This window comes from Verrucosispora sp. FIM060022 (genome assembly GCF_003977705.1).
Taxonomy (GTDB): Bacteria; Actinomycetota; Actinomycetes; order Mycobacteriales; family Micromonosporaceae; genus Micromonospora; species Micromonospora gifhornensis.
Genome location: NZ_RQIV01000009.1, coordinates 161,869 through 179,564, shown reverse-complemented (window position 1 = coordinate 179,564; position 17,696 = coordinate 161,869). Strand labels below are relative to the sequence as shown.

The following is a 17,696-nucleotide window of genomic DNA, read 5'->3' as shown; positions in this document are numbered from 1 at the left end:
CGGTGGCGATGACGGGCGTCCCGGTCGCGCCTGGACGCCCATCGCCCGGCGGATCACCCGCGTCCGAGCAGCGGGTCACGCCCGCGACCGTGTCGACCGGGCCCGGCGACCGCTGGCGAGATCACCGGCCCCGAGCCGGACAGATCGTCGCCACCCAGGTGGCGCTGGCGGCACCCGTCGCGGCCCTGGGCCGGGGTCTGCCCGCGATGCTGGCCGCCGCGCTGGCCGGGGCGTTGCTGTTCCTCGCCTGGTGCCGGGTCCGCCGGCGGTGGCTGTACGAGTGGTTGAGCATCGGTCTGGGCTACGCCACCCGGCGGCGCACGGTCACCCCGGACGGCGGACCGGCGGCGCTGCTCGACCTGGTGGCTCCGGACACCGTCCGCCATCCGGTCGAACTGGCCGGGTCATCGGCCGTGCTGCTGGAGGACCCCGGCGGTGTGGTGGCGCTGCTGGATCTCGGCGACCGGGCCGACCTGCTCGGTGACGGCGGTCAGCAGCTGCCCTCGCCCGCCTCGCTGCTGCCGGCCGACCCGGGCGATGGTCCGCCGGTACGCGTCCAGCTCGTGCTGTCCGCGACGCCGGTGACGGGGGCCGGTGGCGGCCCGGCGGCCACCTCGTACCGCCAGCTGACCCAGGGCCGGGTGGCGGGCTGGGAACGAGCGGTGCTGGCCGTCCGGGTGACGCGCGCCGAAGGCTGGTCGGAGCAGGCGTTACGAAGCACCCTCGCCAGCACCGTACGCCGGATCGTCCGACGCGCCCGGCCGCTGACGGTACGGCCGCTGGGTGAGCCGGCGGCGCTGCGCGTCTTCGCCGAGCTCGCTCACCACGACGGGCAGCCCGTCCGGGAGTCCTGGCAGGCCGTGCGGTCGGGTGGGCTGCTGCAGACCACGTTCCGGCTCCGCCGGTGGCCTGCCCCGGAGGCCGCACGCCACCTGGTGTCGCGGCTGTTGCAGCTGCCGGCGACCGCGGTGACGGTGTCGCTGCACGCCGATGCGACGGCGACCACCGGCCTGACCGTACGGATCGGCGCGTCGACGCCCGCCGAGCTGTCCGCTGCGGCGAGGGCGCTGCGCGCGCTGGTGACGGCGGCCGGTGGGCTGGTGCAGCGACTCGACGGAGCGCACCTGCCGGGCTTCGCCGACACCCTGCCGCTGGCCCCGCCGGTCCCGTCCGCGACCGGCGAGGGCACGGGGCTGGAGCTGCCGTACGGCTCAGCCGGCCTGGTGGTGGGCGCGAACCGGCACGGCAGCCCGGTCACCGTCCGACTGTTCCGGCCGGAGAGCACCCGCGTGATGATCGTCGGCGGGGTGCGGGCCGCCCAACTGGTGACCATGCGGGCGATGGCGCTGGGCTGCCGCGTCGTCGTCCAGACCACCCGTCCACAGCTCTGGCAGCCGTTCGTACGCGGTGTCGGCACTCCGGGCGAGCCGATTCCGCTGCTCCCGCCCGGCCGGCAGGTCGAGACCGGTCCGGGCACGCCGCTGTCTCCGGTGCTTGTGGTTCTGGACGCGCCGCCGCCCACCGGCGGTCCCCGGCCGGGTGCGGCCTGGCAGACCACGCTGCTGGTCCGGGACGAGTTGACGCCCGCCGACGCGGACGCGCTCGGCCGGTCCGACCTGGCGGTGCTCCAGCCGTTGAGTCGTACGGAGGCGGGGATCGCCGGTGCCGCGCTGGGGCTCGGTGACTCCGCCGACTGGCTGACCCGGATCCGGCACGACATGGTGGCCGTGGTGAACCGTCGTGCCCTGCGCTGGGCGGTGCTCGCCGGCACCGCGTTGGAGGCGCAAGTGGTCGGCCGCCCGTCCCGCGACTCGACGCCTGAGCGGGTACCGCCCATCGCCCGGCCGTGACACCATGCCCGCCATGGGTTTTCTGAAAGGTCTACTGATCCGGGTCGGCGCCACGGCGGTGGCCTTCTGGCTCGCCACCCTGGTCATTCCCGGCATCTCTCTGGACACCGCGTCGGCCGGCGAAACGGTGCTGACGCTGGTCCTCGTGGCGGTCATCTTCGGCGTGGTGAACGGGGTCCTCCAGCCGATCATCAAGACCGTGGGCTGCGGCTTCTACCTGCTGACTCTCGGCCTGATCGCGCTGGTGGTCAACGGTCTGCTCTTCCTGCTGACCGGCTGGATCGCCGACCAGGTCGGGCTGCCCTTCGAGGTGGACGGCTTCTGGCCGGCCGCCGTCCTGGGTGCGCTCTTCGTCGGCGTCGTCACCTGGATCCTCGGCGCCGTCCTCGACCGCGACTGACCCCCACCCCGCACCGGCCACCAACGCCGAACCGACCAGCCGGACAGGTGCCGCTCACCGGACGAGCGGTACCTGTCCGGCTGGGCAGACCAGATTGCGGGATCTGGCTACCGAACCCGACCGCCGTACGGACTACCGTCGCAGGGGTGTTCACGCTGACCCGCGACGACGGCTTCACGATCAGCACCGATCCGGACCGGCTGGACCTGGACCGGGTGCACCACTGGCTCAGCACGGACGCCTACTGGGCGATCGGGCGGGACCAGGAGACGGTGACCCGGGCGTTCGCCGGCTCGATCGGGTACGGCGTCTACCGGCCGGTCGACGGCCGCCAGGTCGCCGTGGCCCGGGTGATCACTGATCGGACCACCTTCGGCTACCTGTGCGACGTGTACGTCGACCGGGCCGAGCGAGGTCGCGGCCTGGGCAGCTGGCTGGCGGGCGCGGTCCGCGACCATCTCGCCACCCTGGGCGTACGCCGGATGTTGCTGGCCACCTTCGACGCACACGGGCTCTATCAGAAGCTCGGCTTCACCACGGTCGACGGCGAGCGCTGGATGGAGTGGGACCGTCGTCACGACTCGGCAGTGAGCCCGCTCACCGGCAAGGATCAGTCGGCCGGTTAGGCCCTTACCGTAAAGCCGTGACGCCGCTCCGCCTCGGATATCTCTACGGGTTCGCCGCCTACCTGATGTGGGGCTTCTTTCCCCTCTACTTCAAGCTGCTGCGTCCGGCCGGCCCGCTGGAGATCCTCGCCCACCGGGTGGTCTGGTCCGTGGCGTTCGTCGCACTGCTGCTCGGCGCGATGCGCAACATCGGATTCCTGCGGGCCCTGCTGCGCCGGCCGCGCGCCCTGGCGGGGATCGCCGCGGCCGCCGTGCTGATCGGGTTGAACTGGTTCACCTACATCTACGGGGTCAACTCCGACCGGGTGGTGGAGACCGCCCTCGGCTACTTCATCAACCCGCTGGTGGTGGTCCTGCTCGGGGTGGCGGTGCTGCGGGAACGGCTGCGTCCGGCCCAGTGGTGGGCGTTGGGCATCGGCGGGCTCGCGGTGGCCGTACTCACCGTCGACTACGGCCAACTGCCCTACATCGCGCTGATCCTGGCGCTCACCTTCGGCGGGTACAGCCTGGTGAAGAAGCAGCTCGGGCTGCCGGCCGCGGAGGGTCTGTTCGTCGAGTCGGCAGTGCTGGCGTTGCCCGCCCTCGGCTACCTCGGCTGGCTCGCGGCCACCGGCGAGATGGCGTTCGGGCAGGTGTCGACGGGACACACCCTGCTGCTGGTCATCGCCGGCGCGCTGACCGCCATCCCGCTGCTGCTCTTCGCCGGGGCCGCCAACCGGCTCCCGCTGAGCTCCCTGGGCATGCTCCAGTACGTGGCCCCGATCCTCCAGCTCGGCTGCGGGGTCCTGATCTTCCACGAGCCGATGCCCCCGGCCCGGCTGGCCGGCTTCGCCCTGGTCTGGCTCGCCCTGATCGTCTTCACCGCGGACGGGCTGCGCCAGGCCCGGCGGACCCGCCGCCAGCCGCCGGTCACCGTGTCTCCGGCCGCTGTCAGCTGATCAGTGCTCAGGGCACGTCGTAGGCCAGCACGACGGTGCCGTCGGCCCGGACCAGTTCCAACCGGACCAGTTCGGCGTTGGTGAACCGGGTCGCGCCACTGATCCGCAGATCGTCGCCGGGCGCGGCCAGCCAGGAGCCGATCTGCTCCTGCGAACCGTCGGCGGCATGCGCCACCAGCCGGAACGCGTTCGCCTTGCCGTAACCGGACCGCTCGTCGTACCCGCAGGTCATGGTGACCTCGGTGCCCCAGTTCGTGCCGGTGAGCCCGATCTCGGCGTGCAGCGGCACGGAACCCGCCACCGGACGCATCTGCACCATCCGCACCTGGGCCAGCGGCGCGTTCGGCTCCTGCCCGGGCAGCATGGTGGCCGTACCGAAGCCGACGACCAGGGCCAGCGCGGCAGCCGCCAGCCCGATCACCGCGTACCGCAGCCGGTTGGCCTGCCGTTCGCGGCGGCGACGTTCCCGCGCGGCGCTGAGCAGCTCGGGCACCCGGGGGTTCTCCGGCGGCGGCAGGAACTGCTCCAGGCTGGTCGGATCCAGCCGGCCGAGCAGGCCGGGCAGCACGGCGATCTCGGAGATGGACTGCTGGCAGGCCGGGCAGTCGACCAGATGGCGTTCGTAGGCGGCACGGTCCGCGGGAGACAGGGCACCCAGCACGTACGCGCCATCGTCGTACGCGAAGTCGCAGCGGCTCATCCAGTCACCCCCATCTCGGCAAGGACCAACCGTAGTGACCGCAGCGCGTAATGGGTTCGGGATTTCACCGTCCCCGGCGGGACGCCCAGCCGGGATGCCGCCTCGGAGACCGAGCGCCCCTGGTAGAAGCACTCGACAAGCACGTCGCGGTGCGACGGGCTGAGCCGGTTCAACGCCTCGGCGACCGTCCACGCCTCGACGGCACGTTCCGTCTCGTCGACGACCTCGGGCGGTTCGGGCAGCTCGTCGGTGTAGATCTCACCGACCCGGGTGGAGCGGCGTCGCCAGGCGTCGATGGCCAGGTTCCGCGCGGTGGTGAACAGCCAGGCCCGTACCGAGCCGCGTCGCGGGTCCAGCGACTCCGGATGGCGCCAGGCCCGGAGCAGCGTCTCCTGCACCAGGTCCTCGGCGCGCTGCCGGTCGCCGTTCACCAGGCGCAACGCGTGCGCGTACAGCGCGTCGGCATGTTCGTCATGCAGGGCACGCAGCAGATCCGCGTCGTGGTCGCTGATGGTCCTCTCCTCGCTCTCGCCGCGAGCGGGCTCGGCGTTACGAGGGTTGATACGTGCGGTCACCCCCAACAGTTCAGCCCCAGCTCAAACCTGCCCTCCGGCGCGGATTTCATCGCCGGTTCAGACAGTGGCCGACCCGCGCTCACCGGGCGCCCCTAGCGTCCGGCGGGTACGCGCCGGTGGGTTGCGCCGGTGCGCACCGACCCCAGGAGGCTCCCCCTCATGAGCGACCGTCCCCGGCCGCTGCCGCTACTGGGCACCACCCGCCACGGCAGCCGTGACGCCATGACCTGTCTGTACCGCTGCGCCAACGCCTGCGACCACCCCGTACCCAACACCTCCGACAACCCGTACTTCGGCGATCTGGTGCACGCGGAGGTCTCCCGTCGCGGTGTGGTCCGCGCCGGTGCGGTCGGCGCGATGGTGCTCGGCTTCACCGGTACGCTGCCCGACACCCCCGCCGCTGCCTCGGCGGCAACCAACTCGCCGGCACGGCCCCCGACCACCCCCACCGGCGGCAAGGGCATCGGCACCGGCGCGCTGACCTTCAAGCCGATCCCCCCGAACACCCTGGACACCTTCGTGGTGCCCAACGGCTACGACCACGCCGTGCTGATCCGCTGGGGCGACCCGGTGGTGCCCGGTGCCCCCGCCTTCGACCTGCGCAGGCAGACCGCCGCCGCGCAGGCCAGGCAGTTCGGCTACAACAACGACTTCGTCGGCGTGCTGCCGCTGGACAAGGGCGGCAAGCGGGCGCTGCTCGTGGTCAACCACGAGTACACGAACGAGGAGCTGATGTTCCCCGGCTTCACCAGCCATGAGGCGCTCACCGTCGAGCAGGTCAAGGTGGCGATGGCGGCGCACGGCATGTCGGTGGTGGAGATCGAGCGGGTCGCCGGCACCGGTCAGTGGCGGGTGGCCGGTTCGGGCCGCCGCCCGTACAACCGGCGGGTCGACGCGTTGAGCAGCACCTTGGAGCTGACCGGCCCGGTCGCCGGCTCGTCGCTGGTGAAGACCGCCGCCGACCCGAAGGGCCGCCGGGTGGTCGGCACGCTCAACAACTGCGCCGGTGGGGTGACCCCGTGGGGCACCGTGCTCTCCGGCGAGGAGAACTTCGACCAGTACTTCGTCGGCGGTGACGCCGCGCCGGCGGCCGACAAGCCCCGGCTGGCGCGCTACGGCATCACCACCACCGCCCGCTACCGCAGCGGCAGCCGTCGGTGGGAACGCGTCGCCGACCGCTTCGACCTGGCCAAGCACCCCAACGAGGCCAACCGGCACGGCTGGATCGTGGAGATCGACCCGTACGACCCGGACAGCCGTCCCCGCAAGCACACCGCGCTGGGCCGGTTCAAGCACGAGGGCGCCAACGTCATCGTGGCTCGCAGCGGTCACGTGGTCGTCTACATGGGCGACGACGAGCGCTTCGACTACCTCTACAAGTTCGTCTCCGACAAGAAGTTCATGACGGGTGACTCCTGGGTCGCCCGCAAGCACAACCTGACCCTGCTGGAGTCGGGCACCCTCTACGTCGCCCAACTCGACCAGACCAGCGCCGCCGAGATCGACGGCTCCGGCACGCTGCCCAGCGACGGCGCGTTCAACGGCGGTGGCCGCTGGATCAAGCTGGTCAGCGGCAACCGGTCGTACGTGGACGGCATGAGCGCCGCCGAGGTGCTCACCTTCACCCGGCTCGCCGGAGACCAGGTCGGTGCGACCAAGATGGACCGTCCGGAGGACGTCGAGCCGAGCCTGCACACCGGCAAGGTGTACGTCGCGCTGACCAACAACACCAACCGTGGTGTCGGCAGCAACCCGATACCAGACGAGGCCAACCCGCGCACCGCCAACCGGCACGGCCAGATCCTGGAACTGGTCGAGGACCGGACGGATCACACCGCCGAGACGTTCACCTGGTCACTGCCGATCGTCTGCGGCGATCCGGCGGACCCGTCGACCTACTTCGCCGGGTACGACAAGACCAGGGTCTCCCCGATCTCCTGCCCGGACAACGTGGCCTTCGATGCCACCGGCAACCTCTGGATCTCCACCGACGGCAACGCGCTGGGCAGCAACGACGGCCTCTTCGCCACCGCCACCGAGGGCCCGGAACGCGGCCACCTGAAGCAGTTCCTCACCGTGCCGCGTGGCGCGGAGACCTGCGGGCCGTTCGTCACCGGCGACAACCGCTCCCTCTTCGTGGCCGTGCAGCACCCGGGTGAGATCACCGGTGCCACGGTCGACAACCCGGCCTCCACCTGGCCGGACGGCGACTACGCCAAGCCGGGCGTGGTGGTCACCTGGCGGCTGGACGGCGGACCGGTCGGTAGCTGACCCCGCCCCGGCATCCGCGCCGGCCGCTCCCACGGCCCTCGTCCCACCAGGACGGGGGCCGTCGGGCTGTAGCGGTCAGTTGTCGGTGGCGAGGCTGTCGGCGATCGCGCGGGCGGCGGTGAGCAGCTTCGTCCGGACCACCCGGGCGGAGGTCATCATCTCGCTGGCCGGCAGCGCGCAGGCCAGCACGGTCCGGCGCTCCATGTCCTTGTCCGGGCTGATCAGCACCGCCGCGCACGCCACCCCCTGGCGGAACTGCCCCAGCTCCAGTTGCATGCCACGGCGCTCCCCGGCAGCCAGGTCGGCCTCGAACGCCTCCGGGGTGCTCAGCGTGGTGCTGGTGAACGGCCGCATGCCGTACTCGCGCAGGTAGCGGTGGCGTTGTTCGGCGGTGAGCGTGGCGAGCAGGGCCTTGCCGAGAGCTGTCGCGTGTGCGCCCTCGTCGAACCCCGGCACGAGATCCTCCAGATAGGGCGATCGGTGGCCCTCCGCGACGGCGGTGATGGCGACCTGCCCGCCGACGAACCGGCCGAGGTAGTGGCTCCAGCCGGTCTCCAGGGCGACCCGGCGCAGTGTCTCCCCGACCGCCGGCGAACCCCGGAACGCGGCGACCAGCTCGCGATAGCGGTCGGCCACCTCCAGGCCCACGATGTACGTCCCGTCCTCCCGACGGATCACGTAGCCCTCGTACGCGAGGGTCCGCACCAGGTGGTATGTGGTGGCCACGGTCAGCTCGCAGCGTCGGGCGATCTGTTTCACCGTCAGCCCGCGTGGGGCACGACCGACCGACTCGAGCACTCGCAGTGCGCGGGACACGCTCCGGATCAGGTCCGAAGGCTCCGCCAGGGGGTCACGCACAACCACCTCCGCCACCAGGGACTTACACCATATGAAAAAGCGGCCCGAGGCGAAATCCCTGATCGGATGGATGACGCAGGTAATCGGCACACGTGAAGTGATCTCGGTTGCACTTTGTGTCGCCGCGTCGGCGCTCGAATAGGTTGATCTCACCATGCCCGACACTGCTCCTCTTCCCGACACCACGGCCGCCACCAGGCCGGTCCGAGCCAGCGCGGTGGCCGTCGTGGTGACCATCGCCTGCGTCCTGCCGGTCTTCCTGGTCGGCGGTCTCGCCGTGCAGATGCGGGAGGACCTGCACTTCTCACCCGCCGGGCTCGGACTGGTCGTCGCGGTCTACTTCGGGGTGGGCGCGCTCGCCTCCGTACCGTCCGGGGCTCTGGTGGAGCGTTGGGGCGGTGCCGTGGTGGCCCGCGCCGGCATCCTCGTCTCCGCCTCCTGCCTGCTCGCGGTGGCGGTACTGGCCCGGTCGTACCCGGTGCTGCTCGCCCTGCTCGCAGTGTCCGGCACCGCGAACGCGCTCGGCCAACTGTCCAGCAACGTGCTGCTCGCCCGGCACGTACCGGCACGGCGACAGGGCCTGTCGTTCGGCATCAAACAGGCCGCCATTCCGGTCTCCACCCTGCTGGCCGGGGCCGCGGTGCCCACCTTCGCCCTCACCGTCGGGTGGCGCTGGGCGTTCGTGGCCGCCGCCGGGGCCGCGCTGGCCACCCTGCCGGCCGTACCGGCGCAGCCGGCGCAACCCGCACGCCGCTCGGTCCGTGGTGCCGGGCGCGGGACGTTTCCGCTGGTGGTGGTCGGCATCGCCGCGACGCTCGCCGCCGGGGCGGCGGGCGCGCTTGGCACCTTCGTGGTGGACGCCGCCGTCGACCGGGGACTCGAACCGGCGCTGGCCGGGCTGACCCTGACCCTCGGCAGCGCGGCCTGCGTCACGGCCCGGGTCGGTCTCGGCTGGCTGGCCGACCGCCGCTCCGGCGGGCACGTCACGATCATCGCCGGCAATCTCGTCGTCGGGGCGATCGGGCTGGCCCTGCTCGCGATGGCCGGCTCCGCCCCGCTGGTGGTCGGCGTACTGCTCGGCTTCGCCCTGGGCTGGTCCTGGCCCGGGCTGATGAACTTCGCCGTGGTCCAGCTGCATCCGCAGGCGCCGGGGGCCGCCACCTCGATCACCCAGACCGGGGTGTACGCCGGCGGTGCCCTCGGTCCGCTGACCCTCGGCCCGCTCGCCGCCGCAGCCGGCTACCCGACGATGTGGCTCACCGCAGCCGTCGCCATGCTCGCCGCCGCCGCGCTGATGCTCACCGCCACCCGTCTGCTGTCCGCCCAGCGCCACCCGGTGGCCACCCGCCCGGCCTGAGAGGTGCCGGAGGATCGACGGCGGGTCAGCTGGTGCGGTCGGCGATGTGGTCGCAGAGCGATTCGAGGGCCCGCCGGGCCGGGATCTGCGGCAGCGGCGCCAGTTGGGCGCGCGCATCCTCGGCGTAGCTGCGGACGGTCTCCCGGGCGCGCTTGAGCGCCGCGGACTCGCGGAGCAGACCGAGCGCCTCGGCGTGCAGCGCGTCGTCGGTCAACGCGCCGGTGGCCAGGATCTCCCGCAGCCGCACCGAGGCGGCGTCGGTGTCGTCCGCCGCCAGGGCGTAGAGCACCGGCAACGTCGGCACACCCTCCCGCAGGTCGGTGCCGGGCGTCTTGCCCGACTCCGTGGACTCGCTGGCGATGTCGAGCAGGTCATCCGAGAGCTGGAACGCCACCCCGATGGTCTCGCCGTAGCCGGCCAGCGCCGCCACGTGCTCCGGCGTGGCGCCGGAGAACAGGCCACCGAAGTGCGCGCTGGTGGCGATCAACGAACCGGTCTTCTCCGCGATCACCCGCAGGTAGTGCGTCACCGGGTCGTCGCCGGCCCGAGGCCCGACGGTCTCGGCGATCTGACCGTGCACCAGCCGGGCGAAGGTGCGTGCCTGGAGGCGTACCGCCTCGGGGCCCAGCTCGGCCGCGACGTCCGCGGCCCGCGCGAAGAGGTAGTCGCCGACCAGGATCGCCACCGAGTTGGTCCAGCGGGAATTCGCACTCGGGGCACCCCGGCGCACCGGCGCCTCGTCCATCACGTCGTCGTGGTAGAGCGTCGCGAGGTGGGTGAGCTCCACCACCACGGCGGCCGACACGATCTCCGCCCGGCTCGGGTCGCCGAACTGCGCGCCCAGCGCCACCAGCAGCGGTCGGAAACGCTTCCCACCGGCGTCCGCCAGGTGGCGGGCCGCCTCGGTCACGAACGGGTCGGCGCTGGCGACGGTGTCCCGCAGTTCCGCCTCTACCGCCTCCAGCAGACCCAGCACGGACTCCTCCGTGCGAGAGTCGGCGAGATGAAGGCCGAGCGCGCCGAACTGACCTGCGCCAAGCCGGTTCCGGCGGGCACCGGAGCCGGTGACACCTGAACCCTCGCCACCCCTGATCGCCACAGCTCCACCATGCCACACGGCCTCTACCTGCACCGGACCGGGGATACGCGGCGAGGGCCGGCCCACAGTCGTGGGCCGGCCCTCGTCAGCAGGGTCCGCAGCTACCGCACGAACTCGGCGGCGCCGGAGGCCAGATCCAGCAGCGGGCCCGGCGCGACGCCGAGCACCAGGGTGGCGATCACGCCGATCACCAGGGCCGCCGAGGTCAACCCACCGGGCACGGTGACCGTCGGAGTCGACTCACCCGGCTCGGACAGCCACATCATCACCACGACCCGCAGGTACGGGAAGGCCAGCACCATGCTGGTCAGCACACCGGCGATCACCAGCCAGACCTGCCCACCCTCCAGGGCCGGCCCGAACACCGCGAACTTGCTGGTGAAGCCGCTGGTCAGCGGGATGCCGGCAAAGGCCAGCAGGATGAAGGTGAACACCGACGCGTACAGCGGGGAACGCCGGCCCAGCCCTGCCCAGCGGGACAGGTGGGTGGCCTCCCCGTCGGCGTCCCGGACCAGAGTCACCACCGCGAACGCGGCCAGCACCGCGAAGCCGTACGCGACCAGGTAGAACATGGTCCCCGACAGCCCGTTCGCACCCGGCGCCAACACGCCGACCAGCAGGTACCCGGCGTTGGCGATGGACGAGTAGGCCAGCAGCCGCTTGATGTCGGTCTGGGTCACCGCGAACACCGCGCCGACCAGCATGGTGAGCACCGCCACCACGCCGAGCACCGGAGTGAAGTCCCAACGCGCACCCTCGAAGGCGACGTGGAACACCCGCAGCAGGGCACCGAACGCGGCCACCTTCGTGCAGGCCGCCATGAAGCCGGTCACCGGCGTCGGCGCGCCCTGGTACACGTCCGGGGTCCAGACGTGGAACGGTGCCGCAGCGGCCTTGAACAGCAGACCGATCGCCACCAGCGCCATACCGGCGAAGAGCAGCACCGGGCTCTGCGTCGAGTTGGCCACCGCCGCGTGGATGGTGGCGAAGTCGACCCCGGCCGGGCGGTCGCCCAGGCCGGCGGTGAAGCCGTACAGCAGGGCCAGACCGAACAGGAAGAAGGCCGAGGCGTACGCGCCGAGCAGGAAGTACTTCATCGCCGCTTCCTGGCTCAGGATGCGGCGGCGGCGGGCCAGCGCACAGAGCAGGTAGAGCGGCAGCGAGAAGACCTCGAGCGCGATGAACATGGTCAGCAGGTCGTTCGCCGAGACGAAGATCAGCATGCCGCCGATGGCGAAGGTGACAAGCGGGTACACCTCGCCGGCACCGCCGGCGTGCTGCGCCTGCCGCCGGTCGTCCGGCGAGTCGGCGGTGATGGCGGCCTGGGCGACGAACGCGCCACCGCGCTCGATCGCCCGCTCACCGATCATCAGCAGCGCCACCGCCGACAGGACCAGGATCCCGCCCTGGAGGAACAGCGTCGGACCGTCGATGGCGATCACCCCGATGGTGATCAGCCGCTTGTCGGCGTTGAACACCACCATGGTCAGCGCGGCGAGCACCGCCAGCAGCGCCAGCGGCAGCTGGATGGGGTGCCGCAGGCGGCGAGGCACGAACGCCTCGATCAGCACCCCGACCACCGCGGCGCCCATCATGATCAGGATCGGCGCGAGTGCCGCGTAGTCGATCGGCGGCAGTTCAAACTCGTTCACCAGACCAGCCTTTCGTTCGCGACTGCGGGGCTCGCAAGCTCACTCCTCGCGCTCACCGGGCGGCCTCCTGCACGGTCGGAGCCGGGTCGGTCCGGCCGACGTCCTCCATCGTCGCCTGGATGGCGGGGTTGATCACGTCCGTGACCGGCTTGGGGTAGAACCCGAGCAGCACGATCAGCGCGATCAGCGGCGCGACCACGAACTTCTCGCGGAGGTTCAGGTCCCGCTTCATCCCGTCGATCTCGGTCAGCGCCGGGTTGAGTGTGCCCTGCGTGGTGCGCTGCACCATCCAGAGCACGTACGCGGCGGCCAGAATGATGCCGAGCGTGGCGATCACCGCCACCGGCTTGTTCACCGTGAACGTGCCGATCAGCACCAGGAACTCGGAGACGAACGGCGCGGTGCCGGGCAGCGCCAGCGAGGCGAGACCGGCGAAGAAGAGCACCCCGGCCAGCACCGGAACCAGCTTGCCGGCACCACCGAAGTCGCTGATCAGGGCCGAGCCCCGGCGGGCGACCAGCATGCCGACCACCAGGAAGAGCAGGCCGGTGGCGAGCCCGTGGTTGACCATGTAGAGCACCGCACCCGTACCGGCCTGGGTGGTGAAGGCGAAGATGCCGACGCCGATGAAGCCGAAGTGTGCGATCGAGGTGTACGACACCAGTCGCTTCAGGTCGTTCTGTCCGACCGCCAGCAGCGCGGCGTAGATGATGCCGATCACCGCGATGGCCAGCGCCCAGGGCGCGAACCACTGCGCCGCGTCCGGGAACAGCGGCAGGCAGTAGCGCAGGATGCCGAAGGTGCCCACCTTGTCCAGCACGCCGACGAGCAGTGCGGCGGCACCGGCCGGCGCCGCGCCACCGGCGTCCGGCAGCCAGGTGTGGAACGGGAAGAACGGTGCCTTGATCGCGAAGGCGATGAAGAAGCCGAGGAACAGCCAGCGCTCCGCACCGGTGGAGATGTCCACCTCGGACAGCGCCACCCAGTCGAAGGTCTTGCCGCCGACCACCCAGAGGCCGATCACCGCGGCCAGCATGAACAGACCGCCGACCAGGGAGTACAGGAAGAACTTGACCGCCGCGTACTGCCGCTGGTGGCCGCCGTAGCTGCCGATCAGGAAGTACATCGGCACCAGCATGACCTCGAAGAACACGTAGAACAGGAAGACGTCGGCGGCGGCGAAGACACCGAGCATCGTGCATTCGAGGACGAGCAGCAGCGCGAAGTAGGCCGGTACCGACCGCTTCGAGGATTCGGCGTCGTGCCAGGAGGCCAGGATCACCAGCGGCACCAGCACCGCGATCAGCATCAGCATGACAAGCGCGATGCCGTCGGCGGCGAAGGTGAAGTTGACGCCCCAGTTGGGAATCCACGGGTACGACTCGCGGAACTGGAAGCGCTGGCCGTCGACCTGCCAGGTCACCCACATGACGATCGACAGCGCCAGCACCAGCAGGGACCAGCCGAGCGCGACCTGCTTGGCCAGGGTCGGCCGGCTACGCGGCAGGAGGGCGACCACCACTGCGCCGACCAGCGGCGCCACGGTGAGCACCGAGAGGAACGGGAAGTCGGACATTATGCGGCCTTACCTCCGTCGTCGAAGCGCGGTCCGCCGGCGACGGCCGCCTGGGAGAGTGTCGGGAAAGCCGCGCGGTTTCCCGACCCCGGAAGGTGGATCACGCGAACCACCCCGCCTGCACGGCCAGGAAGGCGGCCACCACCAGCAGCGCGCCGGTCAGGATCGAGGTGGCGTACGACCGGACGAAGCCGGTCTGCATCCGCCGCAGGCGACTCGAACCGCCGCCGACGCCGGCAGCCAGACCGTTGACCAGCCCGTCGATCCCCCGGTTGTCCAGGTAGACCAGCGCCCGGGTGAGGAAGATGCCCGGCTTCTCGAAGACCGCCTCGTTGACCGTGTCGGTGTAGAGGTTCTTGCGAGCGGCGGTGACCAGCACCCCGGCCGGCTGCGGCTCGATGGCCGTACCGCCCCGGAACAGGAACCAGCCGAGCAGGGCACCGAGCACGGTGACGCCCAGCGACAGCGCGACGATCGCCCAGTGCGGCAGCACCGCGTCGTGGTGCGCCTCGCCCGCGCTCAGCCCGGCGGTGGCGGTCAGCCAGTCCGGAACCGAGGTGGCCAGCAGCCAACCGGCGCCGAGGGAGCCGATGCCGAGCAGGATCAGCGGGATGGTCATCAGCGGCGGGGACTCGTGCGGGTGCTCGATGTCCGTGGTCCACCGCTTCGGCCCGTGGAAGGTGAGCACGAACAGCCGGGTCATGTAGAAGGCGGTCAGCGCGGCACCGAGTACCGCGGCCCCACCGAACAGCCAGGCGGTCCAGCCCTCCCGCTCGAACGCGGCGGCGATGATCGGTTCCTTGGAGAAGTACCCGGAGAACGGGAACATGCCGATGATGGCCAGCCAGCCCGCACCGAAGGTCAACCAGGTGATCTTCATGTACTTGGAGAGGCCACCGAAGCGGCGGATGTCCACCTGGTCCTTCATGCCGTGCATGACCGAGCCGGCACCGAGGAACATGTTGGCCTTGAAGAAGCCGTGCGCCAGCAGGTGCACGATGGCCAGCGCGTACGCCGCGCCACCCAGGCCGACACCGAGGAACATGTAGCCGATCTGGCTCACCGTCGACCAGGCCAGCACCCGCTTGATGTCGTCCTTGGCGCAGCCGATGATCGCGCCCATCACCAGGGTCAGCGCACCGACGCTCACCACCACCAGTTGCAGGGTGGTGTTGGCCGAGAAGATGATGTTGGACCGGGCGATCAGGTAGACGCCCGCGGTGACCATCGTCGCGGCGTGGATGAGCGCCGACACCGGGGTCGGGCCCTCCATCGCGTCCGGCAACCACGCCTGCAGCGGGAACTGACCGGACTTACCGGCGGCCCCGAGCAGCAGGAGCAGGCCCAGCACCAGCACGGTGCCACCGGCCAGCGCGCCGACGCCGTTGAAGACCTCGTCGTACTGGGTGGTGCCGAGCGTGGCGAACATGATGAAGATGGCGATGGCCAGACCGGCGTCACCGACCCGGTTCATCAGGAACGCCTTCTTACCGGCGGTGGCCGCAGCCGGCCGGGTGTTCCAGAAGGAGATCAGCAGGTACGACGCCAGACCGACGCCCTCCCAGCCGAAGTACAGCATCACGTAGTTGTTGCCGAGAACCAGCAGCAGCATGGCCGCGACGAACAGGTTGAAGTAGGCGAAGAACCGCCGCCGGCCCGGGTCGTGCGCCATGTACTCGACCGCGTACAGGTGGATCAGGAAACCCACGCCGGTGATCAGCAGGACGAAGACCCCGGCCAGCGGGTCGAAGAGCAGGCCGAAGTCGACGTGCAGGCCGCCGACCGCGATGAAGTCCCAGAGGCTCAGCTGGACCGACTTGTTCTCCAGGCCGCGCAGACCGAGGAAGTAGCTCAACCCGAGCACGAACGCCGCGCCGATGGCGGCGACGCCGAGCCAGTGTCCCCAACGGTCGGCCCGTCGCCCGAGCAGCAGCAGCACCGCGGCGCTGAGCAGCGGGATCGCCACCAGCAGCCAGACGCTGCTCAGCAGGCCGTCGGCCGTCGCGTACGAGACCGTCTCGGCCGGAGCAGCCTGGGCGTACGTCAGAATTTCGTCCACCGGTGGGCCCCTCTAGTACTTCAGCAGGTTGGCGTCGTCGACGCTGGCGGAGCGCCGGGTGCGGAAGATCGCCATGATGATGGCCAACCCGACCACGACCTCGGCCGCCGCCACCACCATCACGAAGAACGCCATGATCTGGCCGTTGAGGTCACCGTTCATCCGGCTGAAGGTGACCAACGCCAGGTTGGCCGCGTTGAGCATCAGCTCGACACACATGAACAGCACGATCGCGTTGCGCCGGACCAGCACCCCGGCCGCGCCGATGGTGAACAGCACCGCGGCGAGGACGAGGTAGTAGTTCGGCTCGACCGAGAAGAAGTCACTCATTTCTCAGTGCCCTTCAGGGTGGTCTCCTCGGCGGTCAGTTCGCGGACCGGCAGGATGTCCGGCGTGCTCCGGTCGCTGAGTCGCCCGTCCGGCAGGCGGGCCGGGGTGGCGACCGACGAGGAGGTGGCGAAGACACCCGGGCCGGGCTTCGGGCCGGGGTAGTTGCCGGGCGCGAAGCGCGCCTTCATGGTGGCCACCTGGTCGCGCCGGTCCTCCTTGCGCCGCTCGACGTGCGCCAGGATCATGCCGCCGATGGTGGCGGTGATCAGCAGCGCCGCGGTGAGCTCGAACGCGAAGATGTAGTCGGTGAAGAGCAGCCGGGCGATGCTCTGCACGTTGCCGCCGGCGTTGGCCTGCTCCAGGCCGACCGCCTCGGTGCCCTGAGTGGCCCGGTAGGCGCCGCTGCCGAGCAGGGCGGCGAAGCCGACGCCGAGCCCGATCGCGGCGATCCGCTGACCGCGCAGTACCTCGATCAGCGAGTCGGAGGCGTCCCGGCCGACAAGCATCAGCACGAACAGGAAGAGCATCATGATCGCGCCGGTGTAGACGATGATCTGCACCATGCCGATGAACGGCCCCGCCTGGAGCACGTAGAACACGCCCAGGCTGAGCATGGTCAGCACCAGCCAGAGCGCCGAGTGCACCGCGTTACGCGCCGCGATCATGCCGATCGCGCCGGCCAATGCGAGCGGGGCGAGGATCCAGAAGGTCACCGCCTCCCCGCCGGAGACCGCCCCCGCGGCGGCGAGCACCGTCGACGTGGTCATGCCGTCTCTCCCTTTTCCGCCGCGGCTCGCTGGGCGGCCTGCTCGGCACCGGGGAACGTGACGCCCGGGTGCTCGTCCACCTGGTAGCGGCCCGGTCCCATCGGCGAACGCTCGGCCCCGGCCGAGGTACCCGGGTTGGTCAGGCTGCCGACGTAGTAGTCCTTCTCGCTCTCACCCAGGCGCATCGGGTGCGGCGGCTGCTCCATCCCTTCCAGCAGGGGCGCGAGCAGCTGCTCCTTGGTGAAGATCAGGTCCTGCCGGTTGTCCCGGGCCAGCTCGTACTCGTTGCTCATGGTCAGCGAGCGGGTCGGGCAGGCCTCGATGCACAGTCCGCAGAAGATGCACCGCGCGTAGTTGATCTGGTAGACGCTGGCGTACCGCTCACCCGGCGAGAACCGCTGCTCGTCGGTGTTGTCGCCACCCTCGACGTAGATCGCGTCCGCCGGGCAGGCCCAGGCGCACAGCTCACAGCCGATGCACTTCTCCAGCCCGTCCGGGTGCCGGTTGAGGATGTGCCGCCCGTGGTAGCGGGGGGCCGGCGTCGGCGGGGTGAACGGGTAGTCGGTGGTGACGACCTTCTTGAACATGTGCGAGAAGGTGACCCCGAAGCCCTTGAACGTTCCGGTGATCGCGCCCAC

The 17,696-nt window shown here is 70.8% G+C and carries 16 protein-coding genes; 6 read left to right on the top strand and 10 right to left on the bottom strand.

All coding sequences use genetic code 11. The features are described from left to right. Positions 1-89: 89 nt before the first annotated feature. The 4 genes from eccE to rarD all read left to right on the top strand — a co-directional run bounded on the left by eccE (position 90) and on the right by rarD (position 3,814). Positions 90-1,850: a type VII secretion protein EccE gene (gene eccE / locus EG812_RS22770; protein WP_126712700.1), complete on the top strand. Its 1,761-nt coding sequence runs from the start codon at positions 90-92 to the stop codon at positions 1,848-1,850. A 13-nt stretch (positions 1,851-1,863) separates the two neighbouring features. Then, the gene (locus EG812_RS22765; RefSeq protein ID WP_043719382.1) at positions 1,864-2,250 is read left to right on the top strand and encodes a phage holin family protein; all 387 of its coding nucleotides are present in this window, start codon (positions 1,864-1,866) and stop codon (positions 2,248-2,250) included. 146 nt (positions 2,251-2,396) lie between these two features. Then, positions 2,397-2,876: a GNAT family N-acetyltransferase gene (locus EG812_RS22760; RefSeq protein ID WP_013731039.1), complete on the top strand. Its 480-nt coding sequence runs from the start codon at positions 2,397-2,399 to the stop codon at positions 2,874-2,876. A 17-nt stretch (positions 2,877-2,893) separates the two neighbouring features. After that, positions 2,894-3,814: an EamA family transporter RarD gene (gene rarD, locus EG812_RS22755; RefSeq protein WP_126712699.1), complete on the top strand. Its 921-nt coding sequence runs from the start codon at positions 2,894-2,896 to the stop codon at positions 3,812-3,814. Between the two features lie 7 nt (positions 3,815-3,821). Here the strand turns inward: rarD and EG812_RS22750 are convergent, their stop codons facing one another. Next, complete coding sequence (locus EG812_RS22750) at positions 3,822-4,514, bottom strand: anti-sigma factor family protein (RefSeq protein WP_013731037.1); 693 nt, start codon at positions 4,512-4,514, stop codon at positions 3,822-3,824. Then, the gene (locus EG812_RS22745) at positions 4,511-5,005 is read right to left on the bottom strand and encodes a sigma-70 family RNA polymerase sigma factor (RefSeq protein WP_232510732.1); all 495 of its coding nucleotides are present in this window, start codon (positions 5,003-5,005) and stop codon (positions 4,511-4,513) included. Before EG812_RS22745 ends, EG812_RS22750 begins: the two co-directional genes overlap by 4 nt. Before the next feature lie 243 nt (positions 5,006-5,248). Between EG812_RS22745 and EG812_RS22740 the strand changes: the two genes are divergently transcribed. Continuing rightward, on the top strand, positions 5,249-7,360 hold the full coding sequence (locus tag EG812_RS22740; protein WP_126712698.1) for a PhoX family protein: 2,112 nt from the start codon (positions 5,249-5,251) through the stop codon (positions 7,358-7,360). Between the two features lie 75 nt (positions 7,361-7,435). On the opposite strand, the gene EG812_RS22735 is transcribed toward EG812_RS22740, so the two are convergent. After that, positions 7,436-8,218, bottom strand: a complete 783-nt coding sequence (locus tag EG812_RS22735) for an IclR family transcriptional regulator (RefSeq protein ID WP_013731034.1) — start codon at positions 8,216-8,218, stop codon at positions 7,436-7,438. A gap of 154 nt (positions 8,219-8,372) precedes the next feature. Here EG812_RS22735 and EG812_RS22730 point away from each other — a divergent pair, with 154 nt between their 5' ends. After that, on the top strand, positions 8,373-9,575 hold the full coding sequence (locus EG812_RS22730) for an MFS transporter (protein WP_126712697.1): 1,203 nt from the start codon (positions 8,373-8,375) through the stop codon (positions 9,573-9,575). A gap of 25 nt (positions 9,576-9,600) precedes the next feature. On the opposite strand, the gene EG812_RS22725 is transcribed toward EG812_RS22730, so the two are convergent. The 7 genes from EG812_RS22725 to nuoI form a co-directional block, all read right to left on the bottom strand. Beyond that, positions 9,601-10,668: a polyprenyl synthetase family protein gene (locus EG812_RS22725; RefSeq protein WP_126712755.1), complete on the bottom strand. Its 1,068-nt coding sequence runs from the start codon at positions 10,666-10,668 to the stop codon at positions 9,601-9,603. A gap of 107 nt (positions 10,669-10,775) precedes the next feature. Next, positions 10,776-12,326 (bottom strand): NADH-quinone oxidoreductase subunit NuoN, encoded by a 1,551-nt coding sequence (nuoN, locus tag EG812_RS22720; protein WP_013731031.1) that lies wholly within the window; start codon positions 12,324-12,326, stop codon positions 10,776-10,778. 52 nt (positions 12,327-12,378) lie between these two features. Further along, the gene (locus EG812_RS22715; RefSeq protein ID WP_013731030.1) at positions 12,379-13,902 is read right to left on the bottom strand and encodes an NADH-quinone oxidoreductase subunit M; all 1,524 of its coding nucleotides are present in this window, start codon (positions 13,900-13,902) and stop codon (positions 12,379-12,381) included. A gap of 100 nt (positions 13,903-14,002) precedes the next feature. Further along, a complete protein-coding gene (gene nuoL, locus EG812_RS22710; protein WP_126712696.1) occupies positions 14,003-15,961 on the bottom strand; it encodes an NADH-quinone oxidoreductase subunit L in 1,959 nt (652 codons plus the stop codon). A gap of 12 nt (positions 15,962-15,973) precedes the next feature. Further along, complete coding sequence (gene nuoK, locus EG812_RS22705) at positions 15,974-16,291, bottom strand: NADH-quinone oxidoreductase subunit NuoK (RefSeq protein ID WP_013731028.1); 318 nt, start codon at positions 16,289-16,291, stop codon at positions 15,974-15,976. Beyond that, positions 16,288-17,058: an NADH-quinone oxidoreductase subunit J gene (locus EG812_RS22700; RefSeq protein ID WP_013731027.1), complete on the bottom strand. Its 771-nt coding sequence runs from the start codon at positions 17,056-17,058 to the stop codon at positions 16,288-16,290. Before EG812_RS22700 ends, nuoK begins: the two co-directional genes overlap by 4 nt. Beyond that, positions 17,055-17,696: an NADH-quinone oxidoreductase subunit NuoI gene (gene nuoI, locus EG812_RS22695; protein ID WP_013731026.1), complete on the bottom strand. Its 642-nt coding sequence runs from the start codon at positions 17,694-17,696 to the stop codon at positions 17,055-17,057. The genes EG812_RS22700 and nuoI overlap by 4 nt, the downstream gene beginning before the upstream one ends.

Excerpts from the sequence above, each read along its gene's own strand:
- EG812_RS22765 (WP_043719382.1), top strand. The coding sequence starts at position 1,864 with ATGGGTTTTCTGAAAGGTCTACTGATCCGGGTCGGCGCCACGGCGGTG.
- EG812_RS22750 (WP_013731037.1), bottom strand. The coding sequence starts at position 4,514 with ATGAGCCGCTGCGACTTCGCGTACGACGATGGCGCGTACGTGCTGGGT.
- EG812_RS22740 (WP_126712698.1), top strand. The coding sequence starts at position 5,249 with ATGAGCGACCGTCCCCGGCCGCTGCCGCTACTGGGCACCACCCGCCAC.
- EG812_RS22730 (WP_126712697.1), top strand. The coding sequence starts at position 8,373 with ATGCCCGACACTGCTCCTCTTCCCGACACCACGGCCGCCACCAGGCCG.
- EG812_RS22715 (WP_013731030.1), bottom strand. The coding sequence starts at position 13,902 with ATGTCCGACTTCCCGTTCCTCTCGGTGCTCACCGTGGCGCCGCTGGTC.
- nuoK (WP_013731028.1), bottom strand. The coding sequence starts at position 16,291 with ATGAGTGACTTCTTCTCGGTCGAGCCGAACTACTACCTCGTCCTCGCC.
- EG812_RS22700 (WP_013731027.1), bottom strand. The coding sequence starts at position 17,058 with ATGACCACGTCGACGGTGCTCGCCGCCGCGGGGGCGGTCTCCGGCGGG.